We start from the raw sequence: 12,348 nt of genomic DNA, 5'->3' as shown, positions 1-12,348 counted from the left end.
CAGCCACACATTCCCCGGCTGCGCTCCCGATCCTGGATTTTCCGGCCATGCAGAAAGAAACCGAAATCAAACTCCGCGTCAGCCGCGAAACCCTCGCTGCCCTGCGCGAGCATCCGTTACTGAAAAAACGCAACAAAAGTGGCTGGGAACGCCGTGAACTGATGAACCAGTACTTCGACACGCCGGAGCGTGACCTGGCCCGTGCCAAGGTTGCCCTGCGCCTGCGTCGTGATGGCGAAGAAGTGATCCAGACCCTCAAGACCCGTGGTCAAAGCATCGCCGGCCTGTCCGAGCGTAACGAGTACGACTGGCACCTGCCAAAAGCCAAGCTCGACGTGAAAAAACTCGACGGCGAATGCTGGCCGGAACAACTGGCCGAGCTGGACAAAAAGACCCTCAAGCCAATCTTCACCACCGATTTCGTCCGCGAACGCGCCGAAATCGCCTGGGGCCGTGGCAAGACCAAAGTGGTCATCGAAGCCGCGCTGGACCTGGGCCACGTCATCGCTGGCAAGCAGAAAGAAGAAATCTGCGAACTGGAACTGGAACTGCGCGAAGGCGAACCGGCTGCCCTGCTGGAACTGGCTGCCGAACTGGCCGCCACTCTGGCCCTGATGCCGTGCGATATCAGCAAGGCCGAGCGTGGCTATCGCCTGTTCGACGCCAACAGCTATTCGTTGAGCCTGCCCCCTGCGCAACTGTCCGCTGAACTGCCGCTGGACGACGCGTTCGCTGCATTGAGCTGGCACTTGCTGAGCAGCAGCCAGCGCCTGGCCGAGCAATACCGTTTCAATGGCCACTGGCGTCTGCTGCAGGATTGGGTAGAAAACCTCGCCGAATTGCGCGCGCTGATAGGTAGCCTCGGCCAGGCCGCACCGCGTCAATCGACCCACGACCTGCGGGCCTCGCTCGATGCGTTGCTGGAAGACTGGCGCCCGCTGGTGCAAGCCGGTCAGGAGGACGAAGACGTGCGCAAAGCCGCACCGGAGCAATTCGCTGAAGAACTGGAAGACGTTCGCTGGGGCCTGTTCTCGCTGAACGCCTCGCGCTGGTTGCTGGCCCGCACCTGGGCTGCCGACCGCAACACCCGGGGCAATCGCCAGGGTGCTGCGCAACTGGGCAACTGGTTACCGCGCCTGCTGGCCGAAGAAGCCGTCGCCCTGCAGCTGCCGCGTTATCAGCAACAGCCGGAAGACCTGGCCGAGCAATTGCCGCGTATCGAACGCATCCAGGCCTGGCTGCACCTGGCTCGTGGCGTGCTGGAGATCCCGGAAACGGATCGCCTCTACGGTGAGCTGAAACAGTTGCAGCAACTGGCCAATGAGCCCATCACCGATGAAGCGCTCGATGCCCGCAAGCAGCAGGCGATTGCCGTGTTCCAGAACCGTGCCTGGAAGACTCTTCTGCGTATGTGATGATCGTTCCCACGCGCAGCAAAGGAATGCACCCGTGACGCTCTGCGTCACATCAAAAAGCGGACGCGGAGCGTCCGGTGCGGCATTCCCACGCGGGAGCGTGGGAACGATCTCGCCCCCTATACCGGCAAACTCGTCGTGGACTTGATTTCGGACAAGGCCACGATCGAGTTGACCTCCTGAATACCCGGCACCATCGACAGTTTCTCGAAAAAGAAGCGCTCGTACGCCTCGATATCCGCCGTCACGATGCGCAGCAAAAAGTCCACTGCCCCCATCAACACATAGCACTCCAATACTTCCGGAAAGCCACGAATCGCCTCGGTAAATTCGGTGAAGTTGGAACGACCGTGGGCGTTGAGCTTGACCTCGGCAAAAATCTGCGTGTTGAGACCGATCTTCTTGCGATCAAGCAAAGTCACTTGCCCTCGAATCACGCCCTCCTCCTTGAGTCGCTGAATCCGTCGCCAGCACGGCGACTGCGACAGCCCGACCCGTTCGGCAATCTGTGCACTTGAAAGCGAAGCGTCCTCCTGGAGCAATGCCAAAATCCGTCGGTCATAAGCGTCCAGTTCGCTATGCATAAAAAAACCCTCAAAGTAAATAAAAGCGAAATACTTAATTCAATTTATGACCAATCAACCCAATCATAGATAAGAAATACCCCGAACCGCATGTAAAAATTTCTCCGGTTATTTTGGAGAACGACCATGCCCCCTCTCGAAGCTGTCAGCACCGCCCCAAGCCGCGCCGATGTCTGGAACGTCAGTAACGCCCATTGCCGCGTGCACTATCAGCTGCTCGCTGAAGCCGAACCGGATCTGCTGTGCCGGGTGCTCAATCATTTCGCCTTGCAGTTTCTGGTTCCGCAGCAGGTCAACGTATTGCAACAGAACGACTTGCTATCGATTGATGTGGTGCTCGACGGGTTGAGCTGGCACCGCGCCCAAGTGATCGCAGAAAAATTGCGTAACTTGATCAGCGTTTGCTCGGTGGATCTGCAACCCGCTGATTCTTCATGGGTTCATCCCGCACAGGCGGCCAGCTAGGAGCAGTCAGCAAAAGCTCGCAATGCTTGGTTAGGCAACGGCCAAACGGACGGCTCATCCGGGGACTATTCTTGGCGATCTGTGATCAGAGGCGCACACCTCTAAACCGCTAATTGCAAGATCGTTCAAAAGGAGCCCGCATGTCCGTTCCCCTCCTAGCTCAGGACCGCTGGCTGGATCTCAACGATCTGCTGCGTGATCTGGTCGCTCAGGGCTTTATCAGCCAGGACTCGGCCGAACACGCATTGACCACCCGACGCAATACCGCCCACAACCAGCTCCACCCGCTGGAGTTCCTCGCCAGCCAACACCTGGGCGACTTCAGCCGACCAGGTAAACGGCTTGACCTGGAAAGCCTCACCTTGTGGCTTGCACAGCAGGCCGATCAGCCTTATTTGCGCATCGACCCGCTGAAGATCAACGTCGCGAGCATTACCCCGCTGATGTCCTATGCCTTCGCCCAACGCCACAGGATTCTTGCTGTTTCGATCGATCGCGATGCAGTAACCGTGGCCAGCGCGCAGCCCTACGTCAACGCCTGGGAGGCCGATCTGACCCACGTCTTGAAGCTGCCGATCAAACGCGTGGTGGCCAACCCGGCGGACATCCAGCGCTTTACCGTGGAGTTTTATCGGTTGGCCAAGTCAGTCAGCGGCGCCAACAATTCTGATCAAAAAATGAACACCCTGGGCAACTTCGAACAGTTGCTCAACCTCGGCGCCAGTGATCAGGAGCCCGATGCCAACGACGCGCACATCGTCAACATCGTCGACTGGCTGTTCCAGTACGCCTTCCAGCAGCGCGCCAGTGATATCCACATCGAACCCCGTCGCGAGCAAGGCACCGTACGCTTTCGCATCGACGGCGTGCTGCACAACGTCTATCAATTCCCACCGCAAGTGACCATGGCCATCGTCAGCCGCCTGAAAAGCCTGGGCCGAATGAATGTTGCAGAAAAACGTAAACCCCAGGACGGTCGAGTCAAGACCAAGACCCCTGAGGGCGGTGAAGTCGAGTTGCGGCTGTCGACGCTTCCCACGGCCTTTGGCGAAAAGATGGTCATGCGGATTTTCGATCCCGAAGTACTGCTCAAGGACTTCGACCAGCTGGGATTCTCCACCGAAGACCTGCGCCGCTGGCAAGACATGACCCGCCAGCCCAACGGCATCATCCTGGTCACCGGCCCGACCGGTTCGGGTAAAACCACCACGCTCTACACCACGCTGAAAAAACTGGCGACGCCCGAGGTCAACCTCTGCACCATCGAAGACCCGATCGAGATGGTCGAACCGGCGTTCAACCAGATGCAGGTTCAGCACAACATCGACCTGACCTTTGCCAGCGGCGTGCGGGCACTGATGCGGCAAGACCCGGACATCATCATGATCGGCGAAATCCGCGATCTGGAGACCGCCGAAATGGCGATCCAGGCGGCACTCACCGGGCATTTGGTTCTGTCGACGCTGCATACCAACGACGCACCCAGCGCCATCAGCCGCTTATTGGAGCTCGGTGTGCCGCATTACCTGATCAAAGCCACCGTGCTCGGGGTCATGGCCCAGCGTCTGGTTCGCACCCTTTGCCCGCACTGCAAAGCGCCGCTGAGCCTGGGTGAGGACGATTGGCAAACCCTGACCAAACCCTGGCAAGCGCCATTGCCGACCAATGCCCAACAGGCCATCGGATGCCTGGAATGCCGCGACACCGGTTACCGGGGGCGCGCCGGGGTCTACGAAATCATGTTACTGAGCGACAACGTCAAAGCACTGATCAGCCCTGACACCGATCTGCTGGCCGTGCGTCACCAAGCGTTCAAGGAAGGGATGCGCAGCCTGCGCCTGTCCGGTGCGCAGAAAGTTGCCGCCGGGTTGACCACGATGGAGGAAGTCTTGCGGGTGACACCGCAGAGTGAGCAGAAATAACCGACGCATCGCCAAACCGAAATGAACCCTTTTATGTCTCCTGATGATGCAAGCAGCCCTGATCGACTCTTATGCTCGCCCCACGCCGCTACACTCTGCTCATTGCGACCTCATTGATTAAAATGTGAACAGGGAGATGGTATGCAGATTGGTAACGTGCTTTTACTCTTCGTCGGCCTGGCCATCGCCATTGTGTTCATGGGCGTCAAGGTGGTTCCGCAGGGCTATCAGTGGACGGTCGAGCGCTTCGGCCGCTACACCAATACCTTGAAACCGGGACTGAACATCATCATTCCGATCATGGACCGCATTGGCCGCAAGATGAACGTGATGGAAAGCGTGCTGGACATCCCGCCGCAGGAAGTCATCACCTCCGACAACGCTACCGTGCAAATCGATGCCGTGTGCTTCTTCCAGGTGGTCAACACGGCCCAGGCCGCCTACGAGGTGAACAATCTCGAGCATGCCATCCGCAACCTGTTGCAGACCAACATCCGTACCGTCCTCGGCTCGATGGAGCTGGACGCGATGCTCAGCCAGCGAGACGCCATCAACGAGAAACTGCTGCGTACCGTCGACGAAGCCACGGCGCCGTGGGGCATCAAGATCACCCGGATCGAGATCAAGGACATCAGCCCGCCCGCGGACCTGATGGCGGCCATGTCCGGGCAGATGAAAGCCGAGCGGATCAAGCGCGCCCAAATCCTCGAAGCCGAAGGTCTGCGGGCGTCGGCGATTCTGACGGCGGAAGGTAAAAAGCAGGCACAGATCCTCGAAGCCGAAGGTGCCCGTCAGGCAGCGTTCCTCGAATCCGAAGCCCGCGAGCGGCAAGCCGAAGCCGAAGCCCGTGCCACTCAGGTGGTTTCCGAAGCAATCGCTACCGGTAACGTGCAGGCGATCAACTACTTCGTCGCGCAAAAGTATATCGATGCGCTGGGCAAACTGGCGTCGGCCAACAACAGCAAAGTCGTTCTGATGCCGCTGGAAGCCAGCCAGGTGATCGGTGCGGTCGGCGGCATCGGCGAAATCGTCAAAGCCACGTTCGACAGTAAAAAAGCCTGAGGCGCGACCTATGTGGGCATTCCTGCAGTACGTGTCGTTCTGGGACTGGCTGGCGTTGGGCACCGTTCTGTTGATTTTCGAAGTGTTCGGCGCTGGCGGTTATTTACTCTGGGTTGGCATGGCTGCTGCCGCAGTCGGCGTGTTGACCTTCTTGATTCCAGACCTGTCGTGGGAAGTGCAATTGCTGTTGTTCGGCCTGCTATCAGTGCTGACGGTGTTGTATTGGTGGAGACGCCAGCGCAGTGCCGTCAGAGCCAGTGATCAGCCAACCCTCAATCTTCGTGCTCAAGAGCTGATAGGTAAAACCTTCGTGGTGCATGAAGCGATTGTCGGGGGGCGAGGCAAGATCAAGGTCGCCGACGGCTTCTGGATGGCCAAAGGACCGGACGCGCCAGTCGGCACCCGTGTTCGGGTGATCGGGCAGGAAGGGGTCATCATTGAGGTGGAACGCATCGATTGATGGGTCACGGAACTCCGTTGGGCTATCGAGTATCAAACGCCTCAGATAACCCAGTCGGAGTCACCCACCATGCGTTTCAAATTAGCCGTCGCCACCTTGGCCCTGCTGTCCCTTCCTGTCTGTTCGGCAATGGCCGACGACTTCTGGCGGGATGTCATTTCCTCAGGTGCGACCACCGCTTCCACCTACCTGACGTTCAAGGACCACAAGCTGATCGTCGCCGCCCAGGATGACGCCGGCAGCTTCGTCGCCAGTGACGGAGGTATTCGCGGCCCGTATCTGGAAGCCGCGATGCGCAAGGTCCGCGCCGACAACCCAGGCTTGCAGGCCTCCGATATGGAACTGGCCAACGCGATTCTGGCGAAGAATGCGGTTGCCCAAGAGTGATCCACTGCTGCGCTGAGTAAAAAATGCCGCTCCCTGGAGCGGCATTTTTTTGCCCGAAACCCTGTAGGAGCACAGCTTGCCGGCGATGGCGTCCTTGAGATCGCCATCGTCGGAACGCCGCCCGGACCAATCGAGCGTCGACCGGCTGCTACTACAGAGGAAGATCGCGGTTTTTTTCAGCGATAGGCATCCACCGGCACGCAAGCACAGAACAGATTGCGGTCACCGTAGACATTGTCGACGCGATTCACCGTCGGCCAGTACTTATGGGCCTTGGTGTGCGCGCTGGGCGTCACCGCCTGTTCTATGGTGTAAGGCCGCTCCCAGACCCCTGTGATATCCGCCAGTGTGTGGGGTGAACGTTTCAACGGGTTGTCTTCGGCGGGCCAGTTGCCGTTCTGCACTTCGGATATTTCTGCGCGAATGCTCAGCATCGCTTCGATGAAGCGATCCAGTTCAGCCTTGGACTCGCTTTCGGTCGGCTCGACCATCAGCGTACCCGGCACCGGGAACGACATGGTCGGTGCATGGAAGCCATAGTCCATCAAACGCTTGGCGACATCCTCTTCACTGATCCCGGTTTGCGCCTTGAGCGGCCGCAAGTCGAGGATGCATTCGTGGGCCACCCGGCCATTTCGCCCGGTGTAGAGCACCGGGAAGGCACCGCTCAAGTGCTCGGCCAGATAGTTCGCAGCGAGAATCGCCACTTCGCTGGCATCGGCCAATTGCGGTCCCATCAGCGCGATGTACATCCAACTGATCGGCAAGATGCTCGCGCTGCCCCAGGGCGCGGCGCTGACCGCCCCGTTCTGCGGCTGCGGACCTTCGATCTGCACCACCGGGTGATTGGCAACGAACGGTGCCAGATGCGCACGCACGCCAATCGGTCCCATACCGGGACCACCACCGCCATGGGGAATGCAGAAAGTCTTGTGCAGATTCATGTGGGAAACGTCGGCGCCGATATCCGCCGGCCGCGCCAGCCCAACCTGAGCATTGAGGTTAGCGCCGTCCATATAGACCTGGCCGCCGTGGCTGTGGATAACTTCACAGATCTCGCTGATGCCTTCTTCATATACGCCATGGGTCGACGGATAGGTCGCCATCAGGCACGACAAATTGTCGCCCGCATCCTGGGCCTTGGCTTTCAGGTCATCCAGATCGACGTTACCGGCATCGTCGCACTCGACGATCACCACTTGCATCCCGGCCATCTGCGCCGAAGCCGGGTTGGTGCCGTGGGCGGAAGCAGGAATCAGACAGATGTTGCGGGCGTCCTGTTGGCGGCTTTCGTGGTATTTGCGGATTGCCAGCAACCCGGCGTATTCACCCTGAGCTCCGGAGTTGGGTTGCATGCAGATGGCATCGAAACCGGTGATCGCACAGAGCCAGCTCTGCAACTCACTGATCATCAGTGAATAGCCAAGCGCCTGCTCTTTCGGCGCGAACGGGTGCAGATTGGCGAAACCTGGCCAGGTGATCGGGATCATCTCGCTGCTGGCATTGAGTTTCATCGTGCAGGAGCCCAGCGGGATCATCGACTGGTTGAGCGCCAGGTCCTTGTTCTCCAGCTGTTTGAGGTAGCGCAGCATCTCGGTTTCACTGTGATGGGCACTGAATACCGGATGGCTCAGATAAGGAGAGCTGCGCAGCAGTTCATTGGGGATGCCCGAGGCCAATGCCTCGGCATCCAGCTCAGCGACATCCAGACCGTGACCGGCACCGAGAAAGACATCGAACAGCCGCGCCACGGTGGTTTCATCACAGGTTTCGTCGAGACTCAGACCCAACTGACCACGCCCGAGGATGCGCAGATTGATTTGCGCATCCCTGGCGCTTTCGATGATCGCCGTCTGACTGCCGCCGACATCCAGCGTCAGGGTGTCGAAGAATTGCTCGTTGAGTCGTTTAATGCCATTTCTCTGCAGGCCCGCCGCCAGAATACAGGTCAACCGGTGGACTCGCTGAGCGATGCGCTTGAGCCCCTCGGGGCCGTGATAAACCGCATAGAAGCTGGCGATGTTGGCCAACAGCACCTGCGCAGTACAGATGTTCGAGTTGGCTTTCTCCCGGCGGATATGCTGCTCGCGGGTTTGCAGGGCCATGCGCAGGGCAACATTGCCGCGCGCATCTTTCGAAACGCCGATGATGCGCCCGGGAATCGCTCGCTTGTATTCATCGCGACTGGCAAAAAACGCTGCATGGGGACCGCCATACCCCATGGGCACGCCGAAACGCTGGGACGAACCGAACACCACGTCGGCACCCAACTCCCCTGGCGGGGTCAACAGCAACAGGCTGAGCAGATCGGCAGACACGCAGGCCAGCGCCTGCTGCGCGTGCAGATGGTCGATCAGCGGGCGCAGATTGCGGATTTCACCGTGGGTGTCCGGGTACTGCAGCAGCGCGCCAAAAACTTGATGGCGAGTGAGGTTTTCCACCGTATCGATCACCAGCTCGAAGCCGAATCCTTCGGCCCGGGTCTGCACCACCGAGATGGTCTGCGGGTGGCAGTTTTTGTCGACGAAGAATAAATTGCTTCTGGATTTGGCCACGCGTTTAGCCAAGGCCATGGCTTCGGCTGCTGCTGTGGCTTCATCCAGCAGTGAAGCGTTGGCCAGCTCCAGGCCCGTGAGGTCGATGGTCATTTGCTGGAAATTCAGCAGCGCTTCGAGCCGACCTTGGGCAATCTCGGGCTGATACGGCGTGTAAGCGGTGTACCAACCGGGATTTTCCAGCACGTTACGCAGGATCACCGTTGGCGTCAGAGTACCGTGATAGCCCATGCCGATCAGGCTGGTCCAGACCTGATTCTGCTCGGCATAACCTTTGAGTCTGGCCAGTGCAGCCTCTTCATCGAGTGCTGGCGGCAAGTCCAGAACGCGGTTGAAACGAATGCCTGGCGGCACCGTCTGCTCGATCAACTCGACTCGACTGCCGAGCCCGAGGCTGTCGAGCATGGCCTGCTGCTCGGCAGCATCAGCTCCCAGATGGCGCCGCAGAAAGGTATTAGGGTCTCGCAACTGGCTCAAAGACGGCAACTGGGACATGACGGGCTCTCTCTTAAGTGGCGCTCGGCGTCTATGCAACACGGTCAAAGCAGCATAGCAGTCGATCCTGAGCGCTGACGGTATGGCGCCTTCGGTCAATCCGGATCATCATGCCCGACGTTATCGCGCTAACCTTGGCGAGTTCCAATCAACGCCTCAACCGTATGCCTATCGGATACTTCAATCATCATGAGCCAACTGCCGTTTCTGCCGTTTTCAAAACCCACCATCGATGAAGCCACGATTGCCGCTGTCGGCGACGTATTGCGCTCGGGCTGGATCACCAGCGGCCCCAAGGTGCAAGCCTTCGAAGCCCAGCTTTCGGAGTACTTTGGCGGTCGGCCGGTACGTACGTTCAACTCCGGCACCTGCACCATGGAGATCGCCTTGCGCATCGCCGGGATTGGCGCCGGCGATGAAGTCATCACCACCCCGATCTCCTGGGTGGCCACGGCCAACGTAATCCTCGAGGTCGGCGCCACACCGGTGTTCGCCGACATCGACCCGATCACCCGCAATATCGATCTGGCGCAGGTCGAAGCCGCAATCACGCCGCGCACCAAGGCGATCCTCCCGGTGTACCTGGCAGGTCTGCCAGTGGACATGGAGCGCTTGTACGCGCTGGCCAGGAAACACGGCCTGCGAGTGCTGGAAGATGCCGCGCAAGCGCTGGGCTCGAGCTGGAATGGCCAGCGTATCGGTTCGACCGGCGACTTCGTCTCGTTCAGCTTCCAGGCAAACAAGAACGTCACGTCCTCCGAAGGTGGCTGTCTGGTGCTGAACAATGCCGAAGAGGTTCGTCTGGCCGAGAAGTACCGCCTGCAAGGCGTTACCCGCAGCGGTTTCGATGGGCTGGATGTCGACGTGTTGGGCGGTAAGTTCAACATGACCGACGTGGCTGCCGCTATCGGCCTGGGCCAGTTTGCTCACATCGACGCGATCACCGCCCATCGCCGTGAATTGGCCAAGCATTACTTTGCCTGCTTTGGCAGCGACTTCGAAGCGCAATACGGCGCTCAACTACCGCCTGCCGATTTCACGAACAGCAACTGGCACTTGTTCCAACTGGTGCTGCCGGAGCGCAAGGACGGAAAACCGGCTCGCGCCACATTCATGGAACAAATGCAGGAGCGCGGCGTCGGCATCGGCTATCACTACCCGCCTATCCACCTGCTGAGCCTGTACCGCGAGCGCGGTTTCAAGGAAGGCATGTTCCCGGTTTCGGAACGGGTTGGCCGTTTGATCGTTTCGTTGCCGATGTTCACCTCGATGAGCAAAAGCGACGTGGAGCGTTCGGTGGAAGCAGTGAAGGCGGTGTTGAAGGCTTAAACGCAATCGCGAGCAAGCTCGCTCCTACAGGTTCACGCCAACCCTGCAGGAGCGAGCTTGCTCGCGATAAATACCGAAGCGTTACTCGCCGATGGCGTTCTTGTAGCCAGTGGCGTCGAGCAACGTGTCCAGTTCAGCGGTATCGCTTGGCGCGAGTTTGAAAAACCAGCTGTCGTATGGCGCGCTGTTAACCAGCTCCGGGCTGTTGGCCAACTCTTCGTTTATGGCGATGACTTTACCGGAAACCGGCGAGTAGATATCCGAAGCGGCCTTGACCGACTCGACTACACCCGCCGCATCACCGGCATCGAACACTGTGCCGATTTCCGGCAACTCGACGAACACGACATCACCCAAGGCTTCCTGAGCATGGTCTGAAATACCCACTTTCACGCCACCATCCTCATCCAGACGGGCCCATTCGTGACTTTCGGCAAAACGCAGGTCGACAGGGATTTCACTCATATTCTGTGTCCTCAAGAAGAAATGTCAGCGGTTGATTGCCCGCCAGAAAAAGTTAGATCAAGGCTTTGCCATGACGCACAAAGGTCGGTTTTACCACCCGAACCGGGTACCACTTGCCACGGATTTCCACTTCTGCACGGTCGGCGGTAGCCATGGGCACGCGCGCCAGCGCGATCGACTTGCTAAGCGTAGGAGAGAAACTACCACTGGTGATCTCCCCTTCGCCAACATCGCCGATGCGAACCACCTGGTGAGCGCGCAAAACACCACGCTCTTCCAGCACCAGACCGACCAGTTTTTGCTTCACTCCGCCTGCGCGCTCGGTTTCTAAAGCGGCTCGACCGATGAAATCGCGAGTCGCAGGCGCCCAGGCAATGCTCCAGGCCATATTGGCGGCCAGCGGTGAGACATCCTGGTGCATGTCCTGACCGTAGAGATTCATACCCGCTTCAAGGCGCAGGGTATCGCGGGCACCGAGACCGATCGGGGAAATACCCGCACCGACCAGATCATTGAAGAACGCTGGCGCCTGATCGGCAGGCAGGACGATTTCCAGTCCATCTTCGCCGGTATAACCGGTGCGCGCGATGAACCAGTCGCCGTCGGTCTGAGCTTCAAAGGGTTTGAGGTGCTGGATCAGCGTGCCACGGGCCTGAGTGACCAGTTCTGCAATCTTGTTCCGGGCCTGTGGGCCTTGAATCGCCAGCATCGCCAACTCGGGGCGCTCGTGCAACTGCACCTGGAACTCACCGAGCTGCGCTTGCATCCAGACCATGTCCTGATCACGGGTAGCGGCGTTGACCACCAACCGGTAACCCGCCTCGGTGCGATAGACGATCATGTCGTCGACCACCCCGCCGCGCTCATTGAGCATGGCGCTGTACAACGCACGGCCGGGGCTGTGCAGACGTTCGACATCATTGGCCAGCAAATGCTGAAGCCAGGCCTTGGCCTGGGAGCCACTGACGTCAATCACGGTCATGTGGGATACATCGAAAACCCCGCAATCACGTCGCACCTGATGGTGCTCTTCGACTTGCGAGCCGTAATGCAGAGGCATATCCCAACCGCCAAAATCGACCATCTTCGCGCCTAGGGCGAGATGCAGGTCATACAGAGGCGTACGCTGTCCCATGGGTTTCTCCTTCCGGGCGTGGCGAAGGTGCGGACAGGCACTGCGCTGGCTGAAAGCCTTTAAAAATGCGGCTT

The 12,348-nt window shown here is 59.1% G+C and carries 11 protein-coding genes; 7 read left to right on the top strand and 4 right to left on the bottom strand.

Translation table 11 applies throughout. From position 1 onward, the window contains the following. Positions 1 to 47: 47 nt before the first annotated feature. On the top strand, positions 48 to 1,415 hold the full coding sequence (locus tag AC07O1_RS05210; protein WP_494990799.1) for a CYTH domain-containing protein: 1,368 nt from the start codon (positions 48 to 50) through the stop codon (positions 1,413 to 1,415). A 119-nt stretch (positions 1,416 to 1,534) separates the two neighbouring features. Here the strand turns inward: AC07O1_RS05210 and AC07O1_RS05205 are convergent, their stop codons facing one another. Beyond that, on the bottom strand, positions 1,535 to 1,999 hold the full coding sequence (locus tag AC07O1_RS05205) for an Lrp/AsnC family transcriptional regulator (protein WP_494990800.1): 465 nt from the start codon (positions 1,997 to 1,999) through the stop codon (positions 1,535 to 1,537). Positions 2,000 to 2,125: 126 nt separating this feature from the next. Between AC07O1_RS05205 and AC07O1_RS05200 the strand changes: the two genes are divergently transcribed. The 5 genes from AC07O1_RS05200 (at position 2,126) to AC07O1_RS05180 (ending at position 6,295) form a co-directional block, all read left to right on the top strand. Continuing rightward, a complete protein-coding gene (locus tag AC07O1_RS05200) occupies positions 2,126 to 2,464 on the top strand; it encodes an ACT-like domain-containing protein (RefSeq protein ID WP_494990801.1) in 339 nt (112 codons plus the stop codon). Between the two features lie 140 nt (positions 2,465 to 2,604). Continuing rightward, complete coding sequence (gene tfpB, locus AC07O1_RS05195) at positions 2,605 to 4,386, top strand: type IV pilus assembly ATPase TfpB (protein ID WP_495088108.1); 1,782 nt, start codon at positions 2,605 to 2,607, stop codon at positions 4,384 to 4,386. 141 nt (positions 4,387 to 4,527) lie between these two features. Continuing rightward, positions 4,528 to 5,448: an SPFH domain-containing protein gene (locus tag AC07O1_RS05190; protein WP_494990803.1), complete on the top strand. Its 921-nt coding sequence runs from the start codon at positions 4,528 to 4,530 to the stop codon at positions 5,446 to 5,448. 10 nt (positions 5,449 to 5,458) lie between these two features. Then, complete coding sequence (locus tag AC07O1_RS05185) at positions 5,459 to 5,908, top strand: NfeD family protein (RefSeq protein ID WP_495088107.1); 450 nt, start codon at positions 5,459 to 5,461, stop codon at positions 5,906 to 5,908. 69 nt (positions 5,909 to 5,977) lie between these two features. Further along, positions 5,978 to 6,295 (top strand): DUF2388 domain-containing protein, encoded by a 318-nt coding sequence (locus AC07O1_RS05180; RefSeq protein WP_495088106.1) that lies wholly within the window; start codon positions 5,978 to 5,980, stop codon positions 6,293 to 6,295. Positions 6,296 to 6,471: 176 nt separating this feature from the next. On the opposite strand, the gene gcvP is transcribed toward AC07O1_RS05180, so the two are convergent. Then, positions 6,472 to 9,345 (bottom strand): aminomethyl-transferring glycine dehydrogenase, encoded by a 2,874-nt coding sequence (gene gcvP, locus AC07O1_RS05175; RefSeq protein WP_495088105.1) that lies wholly within the window; start codon positions 9,343 to 9,345, stop codon positions 6,472 to 6,474. A 189-nt stretch (positions 9,346 to 9,534) separates the two neighbouring features. On the opposite strand from gcvP, the gene AC07O1_RS05170 reads away from it, so the two are divergent. Then, a complete protein-coding gene (locus AC07O1_RS05170) occupies positions 9,535 to 10,674 on the top strand; it encodes a DegT/DnrJ/EryC1/StrS family aminotransferase (RefSeq protein WP_495088104.1) in 1,140 nt (379 codons plus the stop codon). A gap of 81 nt (positions 10,675 to 10,755) precedes the next feature. On the opposite strand, the gene gcvH is transcribed toward AC07O1_RS05170, so the two are convergent. Next, positions 10,756 to 11,139 carry a glycine cleavage system protein GcvH gene (gcvH, locus tag AC07O1_RS05165; protein ID WP_495088103.1) on the bottom strand — a complete coding sequence of 128 codons (384 nt, stop codon included), beginning with the start codon at positions 11,137 to 11,139 and terminating at the stop codon, positions 10,756 to 10,758. A gap of 52 nt (positions 11,140 to 11,191) precedes the next feature. Then, complete coding sequence (gene gcvT, locus AC07O1_RS05160; RefSeq protein WP_495088102.1) at positions 11,192 to 12,274, bottom strand: glycine cleavage system aminomethyltransferase GcvT; 1,083 nt, start codon at positions 12,272 to 12,274, stop codon at positions 11,192 to 11,194. Positions 12,275 to 12,348 lie beyond the last annotated feature (74 nt).

The organism is Pseudomonas sp. GW821-FHT07G10 (genome assembly GCF_059418545.1).
Note: the sequence above shows the minus strand (reverse complement) of the source record. Positions and strands in the feature narration are given on the sequence as shown.

Bases quoted from the DNA above. Each gene is read 5' to 3' on its own strand.
- AC07O1_RS05210 (WP_494990799.1), top strand. From the start codon at position 48: ATGCAGAAAGAAACCGAAATCAAACTCCGCGTCAGCCGCGAAACCCTC.
- AC07O1_RS05205 (WP_494990800.1), bottom strand. From the start codon at position 1,999: ATGCATAGCGAACTGGACGCTTATGACCGACGGATTTTGGCATTGCTC.
- AC07O1_RS05200 (WP_494990801.1), top strand. From the start codon at position 2,126: ATGCCCCCTCTCGAAGCTGTCAGCACCGCCCCAAGCCGCGCCGATGTC.
- tfpB (WP_495088108.1), top strand. From the start codon at position 2,605: ATGTCCGTTCCCCTCCTAGCTCAGGACCGCTGGCTGGATCTCAACGAT.
- AC07O1_RS05190 (WP_494990803.1), top strand. From the start codon at position 4,528: ATGCAGATTGGTAACGTGCTTTTACTCTTCGTCGGCCTGGCCATCGCC.
- AC07O1_RS05185 (WP_495088107.1), top strand. From the start codon at position 5,459: ATGTGGGCATTCCTGCAGTACGTGTCGTTCTGGGACTGGCTGGCGTTG.
- AC07O1_RS05180 (WP_495088106.1), top strand. From the start codon at position 5,978: ATGCGTTTCAAATTAGCCGTCGCCACCTTGGCCCTGCTGTCCCTTCCT.
- gcvP (WP_495088105.1), bottom strand. From the start codon at position 9,345: ATGTCCCAGTTGCCGTCTTTGAGCCAGTTGCGAGACCCTAATACCTTT.
- AC07O1_RS05170 (WP_495088104.1), top strand. From the start codon at position 9,535: ATGAGCCAACTGCCGTTTCTGCCGTTTTCAAAACCCACCATCGATGAA.
- gcvH (WP_495088103.1), bottom strand. From the start codon at position 11,139: ATGAGTGAAATCCCTGTCGACCTGCGTTTTGCCGAAAGTCACGAATGG.
- gcvT (WP_495088102.1), bottom strand. From the start codon at position 12,274: ATGGGACAGCGTACGCCTCTGTATGACCTGCATCTCGCCCTAGGCGCG.